Source organism: Blastococcus aurantiacus, assembly GCF_900102425.1.
GTDB classification, from domain to species: domain Bacteria; phylum Actinomycetota; class Actinomycetes; order Mycobacteriales; family Geodermatophilaceae; genus Blastococcus; species Blastococcus aurantiacus.
The window spans coordinates 209460-223618 of record NZ_FNBT01000002.1 but is presented as its reverse complement, the minus strand read 5'-3'; the positions used below and the strand labels follow the sequence as shown (position 1 = coordinate 223618).

At 72.9% G+C, this 14159-nt stretch carries 13 protein-coding genes; 9 read left to right on the top strand and 4 right to left on the bottom strand.

The features are described from left to right. The first annotated feature begins 6 nt into the window (after positions 1-6). The 7 genes from BLS70_RS04585 (at position 7) to BLS70_RS04555 (ending at position 8667) form a co-directional block, all read left to right on the top strand. Complete coding sequence (locus tag BLS70_RS04585) at positions 7-213, top strand: hypothetical protein (RefSeq protein WP_091764473.1); 207 nt, start codon at positions 7-9, stop codon at positions 211-213. After that, a complete protein-coding gene (locus BLS70_RS04580; protein WP_091764472.1) occupies positions 206-616 on the top strand; it encodes a TadE/TadG family type IV pilus assembly protein in 411 nt (136 codons plus the stop codon). Before BLS70_RS04585 ends, BLS70_RS04580 begins: the two co-directional genes overlap by 8 nt. Beyond that, the gene (locus BLS70_RS04575) at positions 613-1080 is read left to right on the top strand and encodes a hypothetical protein (RefSeq protein ID WP_091764471.1); all 468 of its coding nucleotides are present in this window, start codon (positions 613-615) and stop codon (positions 1078-1080) included. Before BLS70_RS04580 ends, BLS70_RS04575 begins: the two co-directional genes overlap by 4 nt. Positions 1081-1372: 292 nt before the next feature. Further along, positions 1373-2869 carry a class I adenylate-forming enzyme family protein gene (locus BLS70_RS04570; RefSeq protein ID WP_091764470.1) on the top strand — a complete coding sequence of 499 codons (1497 nt, stop codon included), beginning with the start codon at positions 1373-1375 and terminating at the stop codon, positions 2867-2869. A 28-nt stretch (positions 2870-2897) separates the two neighbouring features. Next, the gene (locus BLS70_RS04565) at positions 2898-3878 is read left to right on the top strand and encodes a phosphotriesterase family protein (RefSeq protein ID WP_091764469.1); all 981 of its coding nucleotides are present in this window, start codon (positions 2898-2900) and stop codon (positions 3876-3878) included. Between the two features lie 75 nt (positions 3879-3953). Continuing rightward, positions 3954-4832, top strand: a complete 879-nt coding sequence (locus BLS70_RS04560) for a hypothetical protein (protein WP_091764468.1) — start codon at positions 3954-3956, stop codon at positions 4830-4832. Between the two features lie 67 nt (positions 4833-4899). After that, the gene (locus BLS70_RS04555; protein WP_091764467.1) at positions 4900-8667 is read left to right on the top strand and encodes an ABC transporter ATP-binding protein; all 3768 of its coding nucleotides are present in this window, start codon (positions 4900-4902) and stop codon (positions 8665-8667) included. Between the two features lie 40 nt (positions 8668-8707). Here BLS70_RS04555 and BLS70_RS04550 read toward each other — a convergent pair whose 3' ends face one another. Further along, positions 8708-9385 (bottom strand): class I SAM-dependent methyltransferase, encoded by a 678-nt coding sequence (locus tag BLS70_RS04550; RefSeq protein WP_218122279.1) that lies wholly within the window; start codon positions 9383-9385, stop codon positions 8708-8710. A 157-nt stretch (positions 9386-9542) separates the two neighbouring features. On the opposite strand from BLS70_RS04550, the gene BLS70_RS04545 reads away from it, so the two are divergent. After that, positions 9543-10556, top strand: coding sequence for a lipase family alpha/beta hydrolase (locus BLS70_RS04545; protein ID WP_255362236.1), 1014 nt, complete (start codon positions 9543-9545; stop codon positions 10554-10556). 7 nt (positions 10557-10563) lie between these two features. Here the strand turns inward: BLS70_RS04545 and BLS70_RS04540 are convergent, their stop codons facing one another. Together BLS70_RS04540 and BLS70_RS04535 are read right to left on the bottom strand one after the other, a co-directional pair. Further along, on the bottom strand, positions 10564-11559 hold the full coding sequence (locus tag BLS70_RS04540; protein WP_091764465.1) for a YihY/virulence factor BrkB family protein: 996 nt from the start codon (positions 11557-11559) through the stop codon (positions 10564-10566). 45 nt (positions 11560-11604) lie between these two features. Then, entirely contained in the window at positions 11605-12330 is a 726-nt protein-coding gene (locus tag BLS70_RS04535; RefSeq protein WP_091764464.1) for a fibronectin type III domain-containing protein, read from the bottom strand. A gap of 196 nt (positions 12331-12526) precedes the next feature. On the opposite strand from BLS70_RS04535, the gene BLS70_RS04530 reads away from it, so the two are divergent. Next, positions 12527-12706, top strand: a complete 180-nt coding sequence (locus BLS70_RS04530) for a hypothetical protein (RefSeq protein WP_091764463.1) — start codon at positions 12527-12529, stop codon at positions 12704-12706. A 100-nt stretch (positions 12707-12806) separates the two neighbouring features. On the opposite strand, the gene BLS70_RS04525 is transcribed toward BLS70_RS04530, so the two are convergent. Continuing rightward, on the bottom strand, positions 12807-13997 hold the full coding sequence (locus tag BLS70_RS04525; RefSeq protein WP_176946288.1) for a fibronectin type III domain-containing protein: 1191 nt from the start codon (positions 13995-13997) through the stop codon (positions 12807-12809). Positions 13998-14159 lie beyond the last annotated feature (162 nt).

Here is a 14159-nt window from a genome sequence, read left to right as displayed (position 1 = left end):
GCACTCATGCGCCCGTTCGCCTACCTGACGGCGGCTCTCGCCGCCCTGACCGCCCGGCTCGAGGGCGACGATCCGGAGCGGGGCGACGTCCCGGGCTGGGTCATGATCACGGTGATGACGGCGGCGCTCGTGCTGGCCATCCTCATCCCGTTCCGGACGGCGATCGTCGACGCGGTGAGCAACGCGCTCACCAGCGTCACGAGCGGTGGTTAGGCAGCAGGTTCCGGAGGACGACGGCGAGCGGGGGAGTGCCGTCGTCGACTTCGTGCTGGTCTCGCTGCTGATCGTGGCGCTGCTGCTGGCGGTGCTGCAGGTGGCCGTCTACGCGCACGTGCGCAACGTGGTGACGGCGAGCGCGCAGGAGGGTGCCCGGTTCGCGGCCAACGCCGACGTCGACTCGTCGCTGGGTGCGGCGCGGACGGTGGAGGTGGTCGAGCGGGCGACCAACCAGCGGACCGCCGAGGGATTGGCGTGCACCTCGGAGGAGGAGACGGACCCGACCGGGCTGACGCTGGTGGTCGTGCGCTGTTCGGGGTCGGTGCCGTCGCTGATCTCGGCACTGGGCAATCTGCTGCCGCTGGAGGTCACCGGCCGCGCGGTGAAGGAGGGCGCGTGAGGTGGCTGCGCGCCCGGCTCGGGCAGGTCGACGGCGAGCGAGGCTCGGCGCTGGTGGAGTTCGTGTTCATCGCGCTGGTGGTGTTCGTGCCGCTGGTCTACATCGTGGCCGGGTTCTCGGCGGTGCAGCGCGGCGTGTTCGCGGCGACGGCGGCGGCGCGGGAGGCGGGCCGGGCGATGGGCACCGCACCTGATCCGGCGACCGGCCAGGAGCAGGCGCTGCGGGCGGCGCAGCTGGCGGTGGAGGACCAGTCGGTGGACGCGACCGACGTGCGGGTGCAGTACGCGCCGGATGGCTCGGACTGCGACGCGGCCGGCTCGTACGTGCCGACGCTGACGCCGGGGGAGGAGTTCTCCGTCTGCGTGACGGTGACCGTCCGGATCCCGCTGCTGCCGGAGGTCGTCGACGCCAACACCGCCACCGGCCAGTTCGTCGTCGAGCGCGACCGCTACGTCGACGGCTGACCTCCGCCCACATCCGCATGAGCGCGGTCATATGGATGGCGGTGACCGCGCCCGTTCCCATCGAAGTGTCAGGGCCTTGACGTTCTGAATCGACTCCACCGAGTTACGACGCACGGCAATAACAGGTGCGGCTGAGCCCAGGGTTCCTCTCCGGCTGTACCAGCCGGTTTCGAATCAGCGACAGTGCCGGGGATGCGGGCCACAGCGGCCGGCGGCTCGACTCTGGACGCGCGGCCTCCGCGGGAACAGACTCCGCTGACCAGCGCCGGACGACGACGTCAGCGAGGTCGGCATGCCGTACCCCTTCGACCGCAGTGGCACCGAGGTGGGCCCCGACGGCATCCGCCGCTACCGGGACCTGCCGCGCAACCTGCCGGAGATCCTGCGATCAGCGGTCGAGAGCCGTCCGGACGGCGAGGCGCTGGTCGAGCTCGGCGGTGAGCGGGTGACCTACCGGCAGCTGTGGGACCGCGCCGCCCGGGTCGCCGGCGGCCTGCGCGCGGCCGGGGTGCAGCCGGGGGACCGGGTCGCCAACCGGCTGCCCAACGGCAACGACTGGGTCTACGCGTTCTGGGGCACGCTGCTCGCCGGCGCCGTCGTCGTACCGGTGAACACCCGCTTCGCCGAACCCGAGGTCCGGTACGTCGTCGAGGACTCCGGCGCCGCCTTCATGTTCGAGCCGGGCGCCCCGCTCCCGGACGGCAATCCGCTGGAGACCACCGACCAGCAGCACACCGACCTGGCCGGAATCTTCTACACGTCCGGGACGACGGGCTTCCCCAAGGGTGCGATGACCACCCACGAGAACTACCTCTCCAACATCGAAACCTGCCTGCGCTGCCTCAACCTGGGCCGCGAGCCGCGCACCACGCTGATCTCGGTCCCGCTGTTCCACGTCACCGGCTGCAACTCCCAGCTGCTCGTGGTCACCGCGGTCGCCGGGACGTCCGTGATCATGCCCGCGTTCGAGGTCCACGCGTTCCTGCGCGCAATCCAGGACGAGCGCGTCGACGTCCTCACCACGGTGCCCGCCATCTACTGGCTGGCCCTCCAGCAACCGAACTTCGGCGACATCGACACCAGCTCGGTCATGTCGCTCAGCTACGGCGGCGCGCCAATCGCGCCCGACCTCGTGCACCGCATCCAGCAGGCCTTCCCGACGGCCCGGGTCGGCAACGGATTCGGGCTGACCGAGACCTCGTCGGTCTCCACCTACCTGCCGCACGAGGACGCCGCCGAGCACGCCGACTCCGTCGGTTACCCGGCTCCCGTGGTCGACGTGCAGGTCGAGGACCCCGACCCGGACAGCGGGGTGGGGGAGCTGCTCATCCGGGGGCCGCACGTCGTCGCCGGCTACTGGGCCAAGCCGGAGCAGACGGCGGAGACCTTCGTCGACGGCTGGCTGCACAGCGGCGACCTGGCCCGCATCGACGACGAGGGACGCGTCTACATCGTCGATCGCAAGAAGGACATGATCAACCGCGGTGGCGAGAACGTGTACTGCGTCGAGGTGGAGAACGCCCTCGCCGCGCATCCGGACGTGGGCGAGGTCGCCGTCATCGGCGTTGCGGATTCGATGATGGGCGAGAAGGTCGGCGCGGTCGTGGTCCCGCTTCCCGGCCGCACGCTGGAGGCGCCCGACCTCATCGCGTTCGCTGGTGAGCGGCTCGCGGACTTCAAGGTGCCCCAGTACGTCGTCGTCCGGTCCGAGCCGCTGCCCCGCAATCCCGGCGGCAAGGTGCTCAAGCCGTCGCTCCGCGAGGGCACCGACTGGCAACCGGTGCGCTGAGCACCGCCCACCCACCCGAAGGGACGTCATGCCCACCGTCGAGACCGTCCGTGGCCCGATCGACACCGCCGACATGGGGCCGACCCTCATGCACGAGCACGTCTTCGTGCTCTCCACCGAGCACGTGCAGAACTACGGCGACGGCGACTGGTGGGACGAGGACGAGCGCGTGGCCGACGCCGTCACCAAGCTCGACGAGCTGAAGGCGCTGGGCATCGACACAATCCTCGACCCCACGGTGTGGGGGCTCGGGCGCTACATCCCGCGGGTGCAGCGGGTCGCGGAGCAGACCGACCTCAACATCATCGTGGCCACCGGCCTCTACACCTACGACGAGCTGCCGCACCAGTACGAGCACCGCGGCCCGGGCCTGCTCCTCGACCTGCCCACCGACCCGATGATCGACGACTTCACCTCCGACCTCACCGACGGCATCGCCAGCACCGGGGTGAAGGCCGCCTTCCTCAAATGCGTCGTGGAGGCCAAGGGCCTGACCCCTGGCGTCGAGCGCAACCTGCGCGCCTGCTCGGCGACCCACCGGGCAACCGGTGCGCCCATCACGGTGCACACGTCGGTGGGCAACCAGGCGGGGCTGCTGGCACTCCAGGTGTTCCGTGACGAGGGCGTCGACCTCACGAAGGTGGTCATCGGGCACGCCGGCGACAGCAACGACCTCGATTACCTGAGCGAGCTCGCCGAGGCCGGCTGCCTGCTCGGCATGGACCGCTTCGGGCTCGACATCTACAACCCCACGACGTCGCGGGTGGACACCATCGTCGCGCTCGCCGAACGTGGCTACGCGGGCCAGATGGTGCTCGCCCACGACGCGAGCTGTTACATCGACTACTTCCCCGGCGTCGAGGCCCAGGCCGCCAAGGAGCAGATCGCGCCGAACTGGAACTTCACCCACATCAGCACCGACGTGCTGCCCATGCTGCGGGACCGGGGCGTCACCGAGGACCAGATTCGGCAGATGCTGGTCGAGGCGCCGCGACGCTACTTCGAGTAGCGAGGAACGCTCGTGCCCTCAGGCGGTCGGGTGCGGCACCTTCCGCTGGTGCTCCGCCGCCCCTAGCGTCGGGCCGTGATCACCGAGAAGGTCGACCTGGACGGCCGCCCGTTCACCCTCGACCGGCCCGATGCCCCGGCGGAGGACGGCGTCGTGTTCGTGCTGAACCTCCACGGCGCCGGCTCCCTGGGTCCCTGGCAGCGCGAGTACTTCCCGGTGCACGACCACGTCGACGAGTACGGGCTGGTGGTCGCCACACCGACCGCGCAGACGAAGGTGCCCTTCCGCCGGTGGGTCGCCGAGGCCGACGACGCGTACCTGCAGGCCGTCGTCGAGGACGTCCTCGCCCGGTACCCGGGGCAGGTCCGGTCGTTCTGGCTCGCCGCGCACTCGCAGGGCAGCCTGACCTCGAACCGGCTGCTGCGCACCGACTGGTGGGCCGACCGGGTCGACGGCTGGCTGAGCCTCGGCGGTGGACGGCTGGGGCAGGCTCCACTCGCCGAGGGGTTCGGTCCGCCCCTCCAGCCGGGCCAGCAGCCGATCCCGCCGGAGGTACGGGCCCGGATGTTCTCCGTCGCGGAGGGGCTGCCCTCGGCGGAGTTCTCCTTCGTGTACACCGCCGGGGAGCACGAGATCGTCTCGCTGCCCGACACCTCGCCCTGGGCCGAGCGGTTCGGCGGCGGCGACCGCGTCCGGCTCGACGACGTCGTCGACGACCAGCCCGGGCGGATCCACGACACCCGTCCCGGCGGATCGACCCTGGCGTGGGGCCGGCTGCCCGGACCGGGCACGGCGGAGGTGTACGTCTACCCGGGGCTGCGGGGAGACCTGGTGGTGGCCGACGTGCTGCGGAAGGGCAAGGGGCACACCGAAGGTCTCGAGCCGCAGGTGGTCCGAACCCTCGTCGAGTTCATGGTCGGCGCCCCGGGCGGGAAGGTGCAGCGCAACCGCTGAGCAGGCCGTTGCACACTGAGGACGTGCCGTCCCGCTCCGTCGTCCTCCCGGGGGCGGCGGTCACCTCGTGACGGCGACCGAGCTCCAGCTTTCCGGCACCCGCGGCATTGCCGAGCCCCCGCCGCCGGAGGGTGGCTGGCTCAAGCGGCTCATCGGCTACTGCCTGCGGCACCGCCGTGACCTGATCGGCGCGTTCGCCGCCGCACTGGTGGCCTCCGTGGTCGCGGGGATCGCACCGCTGCTGACCCGCGAGGTGGTCGACCGCGTGGTCGCCGGTGTCGAGTCCGGCGTCGCAGTGGATGTCACGCCGTTCGTCATCGCGCTCGTCGCCGCCGGAGTGCTGCGGTTCGCTGCCGGGTTCGTCCGCCGCTACCTCGCCGGACGGTTGTCGCTCGATGTCCAGATGGACCTGCGCGACGACGTCCATGCAGCACTCGCCCGGCTCGACGGCCCGGGCCAGGACCGGATGCAGACCGGCCAGACGGTCAGCCGGGCGATCAGCGACGTGACGCTGGTCCAGGGGCTGCTGGCGTTCCTGCCCAACCTGACCGGCAACGCCCTCCTCTTCGTCGTCTCGCTGTGCGTGATGGCGTATCTGTCTCCGCTGCTCACCCTCGTCGCCCTCGCCGTCGGTCCAGCGCTGTGGTGGGTGGCCCTGCGGTCGAGGCGCGACCTCTTCCCGGCGAACTGGGCGGCCCAGCAGCAGGCCGGGGCGGTTGTCGGCGACGTCGAGGCGGCTGTCACCGGCGTGCGCGTGGTCAAGGGCTTCGGCCAGGAGGACCGGGAGCTGGACCGGATCGACGCCGGCGCCCGCCGGCTCTTCGGCGCTCGCATGCGGGTGGTCCGGTACACCTCGCGCTACAACCCGATGCTGCAGGGGATACCCGCGCTCGGGCAGGTCGGAGTGCTCGCGCTGGGCGGCTGGCTCGCGCTGCGCGGCGACATCAGCCTGGGCACGTTCCTCGCCTTCGCCACCTACCTGGCCGCGCTCGTCTCCCCGGTCCGCCAGCTGGCCGGCCTGCTCACCATCGGGCCGCAGGCCCGGGCCGGGGTCGAGCGGGTGCTGGAGATCATCGACGCCCGGCCCGAGGTCGTGTCCGGCACCGGCGCACTGCCCGACGGCCCGTTGACCGTCGAGCTGGACGACGTCACCTTCGGCCACGACGACGACCGGCCGGTGCTGTCGGGGGTGTCGCTGCGGATCGAGCCGGGGGAGACCCTCGCGCTGATCGGCACCGCCGGGTCGGGCAAATCCAGCGTGGTGAACCTGCTGCCCCGGTTCTACGACGTGTCCACCGGTGCCGTGCGGATCGGCGGGGTCGACGTCCGCGACCTGGACACCCGAGGGCTCCGGTCCTCACTCGGCGTCGTCTTCGAGGACAGCTTCCTGTTCTCCGACTCGGTGCGGTCCAACATCGCTTTCGGCCGCCCGGACGCCACGGACGACGAGGTGCGTGCCGCCGCCCGCGCCGCGCAAGCCGACGGCTTCATCAGCGAGCTGCCGAACGGCTACGACACCGTCGTCGGCGAGCAGGGGCTCACCCTCTCCGGCGGTCAGCGGCAGCGGGTCGCGCTCGCCCGCGCGCTGCTGGTCGACCCGCGCGTCCTCGTCCTCGACGACGCGACGTCCGCCGTCGACGCGGCGGTGGAGGCGCGCATCCACGAGGCGCTGCGCGGGGAGATGCAGGGCCGCACCACGCTTCTGGTCGCGCACCGGCGCTCGACCCTGGCCCTGGCCGACCGGATCGCCGTCCTGGACGCCGGCCGGGTGGTCGACGTCGGCACCGCCGCCGAGCTCGAGGCGCGGTCACCGCTCTACCGGCTGCTGCTCTCCGGTGCCGAGGGAGACGTCCCGCCGCTGGTCGAGGAACTGCCGCCCGGTGGCACCACGCCTGAGGCCTGGCCCGAGCCGGAGGTGCCGGCCGAGGACGACGGGCCGTCGCGGGCCGCCACCGGCTCCATCGGCGGGCCGGGCTCGGGCGGGGTGGCCGCCGCGGCCGCGCCCACCCCGATGCTGCGAGGGCTGGTCGACCGGCTGCCCCCGGCCAACGAGCTTCCCGACGTCCCGGCCGAGCGGGCCCGGGCCGCCGAGCCCGACTTCTCGCTGTGGCGGCTGATCCGGCCCTTCCGCTGGCCGCTGGCCGCAGCACTCGTCCTCGTCGCCGGAGACACCGCCGCCCAGCTGGCCATCCCGGCGCTCGTGCGCACGGGCATCGACGACGGCGTATCCCAGCAGTCGCTCTCCCTGCTGCTGGCCGTCGCCGGCATCGCGCTGGCCGTCGTGGTCGTCGACTTCGCGCTGTCCCGTGCATCCACATGGCTGGCCGGGCGCACCGGCGAGCGGCTGCTCTACACGCTGCGGGTGAAGACCTTCGCCCAGCTGCAGCGGCTCGGACTGGACTACTACGAGCGCGAGCTCGGCGGCCGGATCATGACGCGGATGACCACCGACGTCGACGCGCTGTCGGCGTTCCTGCAGACCGGGCTCACGACCGCGGTGGTCAGCGTGCTCACCCTGACCGGGGTGCTGGTCGCGCTGTTCCTCTTCGACGTGGAGCTGGCGTTCGTGCTGGTGGCCGTGCTGCCGGTGCTGGTGGTCGCGACCGTCTGGTTCCGCTCCCGGTCCGTGCCCGCCTACACGGAGGCGCGCGAGCGGGTCAGCGCGGTCAACGCCCGGCTGCAGGAGGACGTCGCCGGGGTGCGGGTCACCCAGGCGTTCGACCGCACCGAGCACTCGACCGCCGTCTTCGAGGGCTACGCGAAGGCCTACCGCGACGTCCGGCTGCGGGCCCAGCGGTACATCGCCACCTACTTCCCGTTCGTCGAGTTCCTGTCCGAGGTGGCCGCCGCCGCGGTGCTCGCGGTCGGCGCCGCCCGGCTCACCTCCGGCAGCATCACCGCCGGCGTGCTGATCGCCTTCATCCTGTACGTGGACACCTTCTTCGCCCCCGTCCAGCAGCTCTCGCAGGTGTTCGACAGCTACCAGCAGGCCTCCGTCGGACTGCGCCGGGTGCGGGACCTGCTGCGCACGCCGACGTCGACCCCGGCCGCCGTCGACGCCAAGCCCGTGGGTCCGCTGCGCGGCGAGGTCCGGCTGGCCGACGTCACGTTCGCCTACAACGGCGCCCCTTCTCCGGCGCTGCGAGACGTGACGCTGACCGTCGCGCCGGGGGAGACCCTCGCGCTGGTCGGAGAGACCGGGGCCGGCAAGTCGACCGTCGTGAAGCTGGTCGCGCGGTTCTACGACCCGACGTCCGGGGCGGTGTGCGTGGACGGCGCCGACCTGCGCTCGCTGGACTTGCTGCAGTACCGGGCGCGGCTCGGCGTCGTCCCGCAGGAGGCGTACCTCTTCTCCGGCACCGTGCGCGACGCCATCGCCTACGGCCGGCCCGACGCGACCGACGGCGAGGTGGAGGCCGCAGCCCGGGCCGTCGGGGCGCACGACATGGTCGCCGGGCTGCCGAAGGGCTACCGCACGCGGGTGGGGGAGCGTGGCCGCTCGCTGTCGGCCGGGCAGCGGCAGTTGCTCGCCCTGGCGCGTGCGGAGCTGGTCGATCCGGACGTGCTGCTGTTCGACGAGGCGACGGCGTCGCTCGACCTGGCGACGGAGGCCGCCGTCACCCGTGCGGCCGACGCGGTGGCCCGGCGGCGGACCACGCTGGTGGTCGCGCACCGGCTGACGACGGCGGCGCGCGCGGACCGGGTCGCGGTGCTCGACCACGGCCGGCTGGTCGAGATCGGACCGCACGCCGAACTGCTCGCCGCGGGTGGCTCCTACGCCGCGCTGTGGGCGGCGTTCACCGCGGACGAGGACGCCGACCCGCACATGGACTGAGGCCGAATCGGGCTGTGTCCCCGCCGAACGTCCAGGCGGATCAGCGCAGGCGGCGGGCTCGCAGCACGACGTCGTTCGCGTGGTGGGCGCCGGCGCCGCCTTCCGGCACCATCCGCGGGCGCTCCTCATCGACCTCCACCCGCCAGTTGTCGTCGAGCAGCGCGGCGACCATGGAGGGCCAGACGTAGTCGGCCGGATCGGGGCGGCCCTCCTCCGGGACGTGCGTCTCCATCCCCGCGTGGTGCACCAGCAGCAGCACCCCGCCGGGGGCGACCGCCCCGAGCAGTGCGCGTTCCGCGGCCGCGTCCGGGGTGCGCAGCAGGGCCGGGTACATCGCGGAGACGAGGTCGAAGGACGCGGGCGGGAGGGCGGCCTCGACCAGGCCGGCATGCACCCAGGTGACGGCGACGCCGGCGTCCTGCGCGTGCCGGGCCGCCCGCTCGAGCGCGACGCCCGACACCTCCAGGGCGGTGACGTCCCAGCCGCGGCCGGCCAGCCAGACGGCGTCGGCCCCTTCGCCGCAGCCGACGTCGAGCACGCGCCCCGGCGCCAGATCGGCGACCTCGGCGACGAGCGCACCGTTGGGCCGGCCGCTCCAGAGCCGCTCTGACTGGGAGCTGTAGCGGTCGTCCCACTGCGCGCGCTCGGCGGGGTTGCCGACGAATCCGCCGGCCGGGAAGGAGACGTCGGATCCGGGTCGTGCTGCGGAGTCGGTCACGCGCAGACTCTCGCCGGTCACGAGCGGGCCCGGCCAGGCCTGTTGCCGGTCCGGCAACACCGATGCTCGCAGGCCGGCCCGCGCACCCTCGCGTCGCCGCACTCGTTGACCTCCCGACGGCGCGCGACGAGGCGCGTCCGGAGCTCGAGGAGTGCGCGTGCGCGGCATCCGTTCCTGGCTGGTGGCGGCAGCTGCAGCCGCCATGGTCGTCGCGACGCCCGGTGCGGCGTCCGCCACCGACGGGTTCGCGCCGCTCGACCGCCCCGGTCCGGCGCTGAGCGTCCCGAAGGCGCAGCTCGACGCGGCCCTCACCTGCAGCGGACCGCTCACCGGCCTGAAGAAGGACCCGGTCCTGCTCGTTCCCGGCACGACGGTGACGCCGAAGCCGAACTTCTCCTGGAACTACCAGCGCGCCTTCACCGCCATGGGCATCCGCTGGTGCGCCGTCACCCTGCCGTTCGACGCGACCGGCGACATCCAGGTCGCCGCCGAGTACGTCGTCCACTCCCTGCGCACGATGAGCCGGAAGTCCGGCCGCGAGGTCGACGTCGTCGGCTGGAGCCAGGGCGGCATGGTGCCCCGCTGGGCGCTGCGCTTCTGGCCCGACACCCGGAAGGTCGTCGACGACCTCGTCGGCCTGAGCCCCTCCAACCACGGCACCGTGCTCTCCGACGTCACGTGCCGGGAGCGCAGCTGCAACCCCGCCTTCCACCAGCAGGCCTCGCGGTCGCAGTTCCTGCGCGCGCTCAACAGCGGCGCCGAGACGTTCCGCGGCATCGACTACACGGTCGCCTACACCCGCCTCGACGAGGTCGTCGTCCCGAACTTCGGACCGGCTCCCAGCTCCGCACTGCGCACCGGGCACGGGCGGATCGCCAATATCGCCACGCAGGACGTCTGCCCGACGAACACCGCGGACCACTTCGCCATCGGCAGCTTCGACGCCGTCGGATTCGCGATCGTCGCCGACGCGCTGGGCCACCCCGGCCCCGCCGTCCGCACCCGGATTCCGCTCACCACCTGCGCGCAGCCGTTCCAGCCGGGCGTGGACCCGGCGACGTTCGCCACCGACTTCGCGGGGCTGCTGGCCTACGCCGGCAACTCAGATGGCAACGCCCCCGACGTGGCCGAGGAGCCCCCGCTCCGGCCCTACGTCTTCGCCCGCCGGTAGCTGCGGCTCAGTCGCCGTCGCGCTCGGGCTGGGGTCGGGGCGTGCGCTCGTCGAAGGTGACGTGCACGGTCTCGAAGCCCTTGAGGCGCTCGGCCTTCGCCTTGCCGGTGTAGCTGCGCCGGTCGCCGGGGGTGAGGTCGACGGCGTCGGTGAAGGGGGTGAGCAGCGCGCGCGGGTACAGCTTGTCCACCCGCACCACGTTGATCTCGATGCAGAGCACACCCGCGACCGCCGCCAGGTAGAGGAAGGCCAGGAGCCCGAGCACGAGGGCAAACACCCCGTTGACGGCGCTGGCGCTCTCCATCACGCGGCTGACGTAGGTCACCCCGAAGGTCTGCAGCAGCTGCCAGAGGACGGCGGCGAGCAGCGACCCGGGCAGCACGTCGCGTACGCCCAGCTCCCGGGTCGTGGCCAGCAGGAACGCGAAGGTGAAGACCACCGCGTTGATCAGCACGGAGGCCACCAGCACCAGCGCCTGCACCACCATGCCGAACGATCCGGCGGCGCCCGAGCCCAGCGTGGACAGCGCCGTCGTCCCGATGACCGTGAGCCCGGCGGTGGCCAGCAGCAGCAGGCTGCGACCCCGGGCCAGGAACGGGTTGGGGCGGTTGTTGCGCGGCACGTTCCACGCGGTGTTCATCGCGTGCTGCACGGCCTGGGCGACGCCGAGGCCGCCGTACAGCGCGCCGAGGATGCCGACCACGGCCCCGAGCGTCCCGCCGCTGAGGCCCTGGGGCTCGCCCAGCTGCTCACCGACCACCGGGAGCTGGCTGAGCGCGGAGTCGATCAACCGCTCCTGCAGCTCCGGGTTCCCGTCCAGCACGGCGCCGAGGATCGTCGAGGAGAGCAGCAGCAGCGGGAACATCGAGACGAACGCGTAGTACGTGATCAGCGCGGCCAGGAACGGGCCGGAGTCGTCGACGTACTTGTAGACGACGGCGATGGGGAAACCGGCGGCCGGATGGCGGCGCTGCAGACGGTCGAGCCGGTCCACGAGAGCCACGCGCGCAGTCGATCACGACTTCCGCGCGGGCGCTCCCGGGGCCGGCTAGCGGGTGCTGGTACCCGGTGTCACCGCTGCGCTGCGCGCCGAGGCGGTGCCGACGCCCTTGGCGTTCCGGGCCGAGACGCTCACGGTGTACGCGACGCCGTCGGTCAGGCCGGTCACGGCCAGCCGCCGGGCCACCGCGTTGGCGTTGAGGGTCTTCACGAGCGCCTTGCCGCGGTACACCCGGACCACGTAGCCGGTGACCGGCGCACCGCCGTTGCTGGCCGGCCCGGCCCAGCGGACGACGGCCGAGCGGTCGCCCCTGGTGACCGCACCGATGCCGGGGGCGGCCGGCGGGCCGATCGGGGTGACCGGAGCGCTGCGCGCCGACGGGGCGCCGGTGCCTGCGGCGCTGCGGGCGGACACGTCGAGGGTGTACGCCGCGCTGCCGGTCAGGCCGGTCACCGTCGCGGTCCGGGCCCCTCGGCCGACGGACACGGTCGTGACGAGGGTGTCATCGCGGTAGGCGCGGACGACGTAGCCGGTGATCCTCGATCCGCCGTCGCCGGCGGGGGCCGACCAGACCGCCACGGCGGAACGGTTGCCCGGCTCGGGCTCGCCGATCCTCGGCGCACCCGGAGTGGTCACGGACGCCTGTTCGACGACGGATCCGGGGAGCTCGTTCTCGGCCGATGCCGCGGGCATCCCGGTGAGCGGGGCCTGGACCAGACCGGAGGCCAGCAAGAAGGCGGCCACGAGCCCCGCACGGACGCGACGAGAAGACATGACCCCGATCCTGAGGAGGCGGTGCCGTGTCGTGGCGCAGCGAGACTGCCAAGGACCGCCGGCATTTTCGGAACCGGGGAGTCGCCGTGCCCACTCCAGTCCCGCGTCGTCACGCGAACCACTCCGGCACCCCGCGTCGCACTGAGCTCCACCGCGGGAGCGACGCGCCGCTGGGTGCGAGTGCCACGATGCGGGGATGAGGCCCTACCTCGCGGCCGTGGCCGTCGTCGCGCTGATCGTCGTCGGAGTGCTGGGCATGGTGGCCGGGGAGTCCGACGACTCGCCCGGACTCCAGGGCATCGGCGGCCTGCTCATCGTGGGCGGCGTCGTCCTCGCCGTGCGCACCGTCCGGCGTTCCCGCGGGGACGTCAGGTGAGGACGGCGAGGCGCTGCGTCGCCCGGGTCATGGCGACGTAGCGGTCCACCGCACCCTCGACACCCGTCCCGATCGACCAGCGTGACCGCCGCCCTTCACGTCACGGTTCGCAGGCGACCCCGTCGCCGTCCCGATCGAGCTTGGTCGAGTAACCGGGCTGGCCCCGGAGGAGAGGAGCCTTCCCCGCCGCACGGACCGCGTCGCAGTTCGCGTAGTACGTCGGCGCCGGTGCCGGCGGAAGAGGCGGCGGCGCGATGGGCGTGACGGCGGCGCTGCGGGCGGAGAAGGCGCCGGTGCCGCGGGCGTTCTTGGCTGCGACGGTGAAGGTGTGGGCGGAGCCGTTGCGCAGTCCGGTCACGGCCAGGGCGGTGGCCGAGGCGCTGGCGTAGGTCGTCTTGACCAGCGTGGTGCCGCGGTAGGTGCGGATGGTGTAGCCGGTGATGGCCGAGCCGCCGGTGCTGGCCGGTGCGGTCCACCGGGCGGTGGCCGAGGCGTTGCCCCGCGACGGTGTGCCGATCCTGGGCTGACCGGGAACGGTGGCCGGGGTGACAGCGGCGCTGCGGGCGGAGAAGGCGCCGGTGCCGCGGGCGTTCTTGGCTGCGACGGTGAAGGTGTGGGCGGAGCCGTTGCGCAGTCCGGTCACGGCCAGGGCGGTGGCCGAGGCGCTGGCGTAGGTCGTCTTGACCAGCGTGGTGCCGCGGTAGGTGCGGATGGTGTAGCCGGTGATGGCCGAGCCGCCGGTGCTGGCCGGTGCGGTCCACCGGGCGGTGGCCGAGGCGTCACCCCGCGACGGCGTGCCGATCCTCGGCGGGCCCGGCGCAGTCACAGAAGCGCCGGCGGTGACGGTGAGGGTCTTCGGGAAGCCGGGAGGTGGGCCGAAGGTGCCGTCGTTGCCGAGGGTGTCGCTCAGTGGGAACAGGGAGGCGGACCAGGTCCCGGGGGCCGCACCCTTGGGGATGGTGATGGTGCGGGTGTAGGTGCCGTCCTGAGCGGTGCCCGAGGTCCGGGTCATCGAGCCGAAGCCGGCGGTCTGGGACGTGGTGTCGCTGGTGAACGAGATGGTCGGCGCCTCAGCGCCGGTCGCGTCGGTGATCCGGGCGCTGACGGTGACCGACGCCGGTCCTGCGCTGATGTCGACGGTCCGCGGCGTGAAGTCGAACGCCACGAGGGCGGGAGGGGCCGTGTCCGCGGCGGCGCGCGCGACCGACAGCCCCGGCGGCGCGGCCAGGGCGGTTCCGGAGGCGATGACCAGCATGGCGAGGAGAGCAGCGCGCACCCGTCGAGCAGACATGGCCGCAATCCTGGTGCCCGGACGGCACATCGACGCCGACGTAGGTTGCTGAACTGCAGCGGTGCGATTGGCAGAGTGGAGGCCCGTCGTCGACTCCGTCCCCAGGCGCCCCACCAGGCCCACAACCAGGGCGAACCCCTCCCACGGCCGTCGAGATTTCGG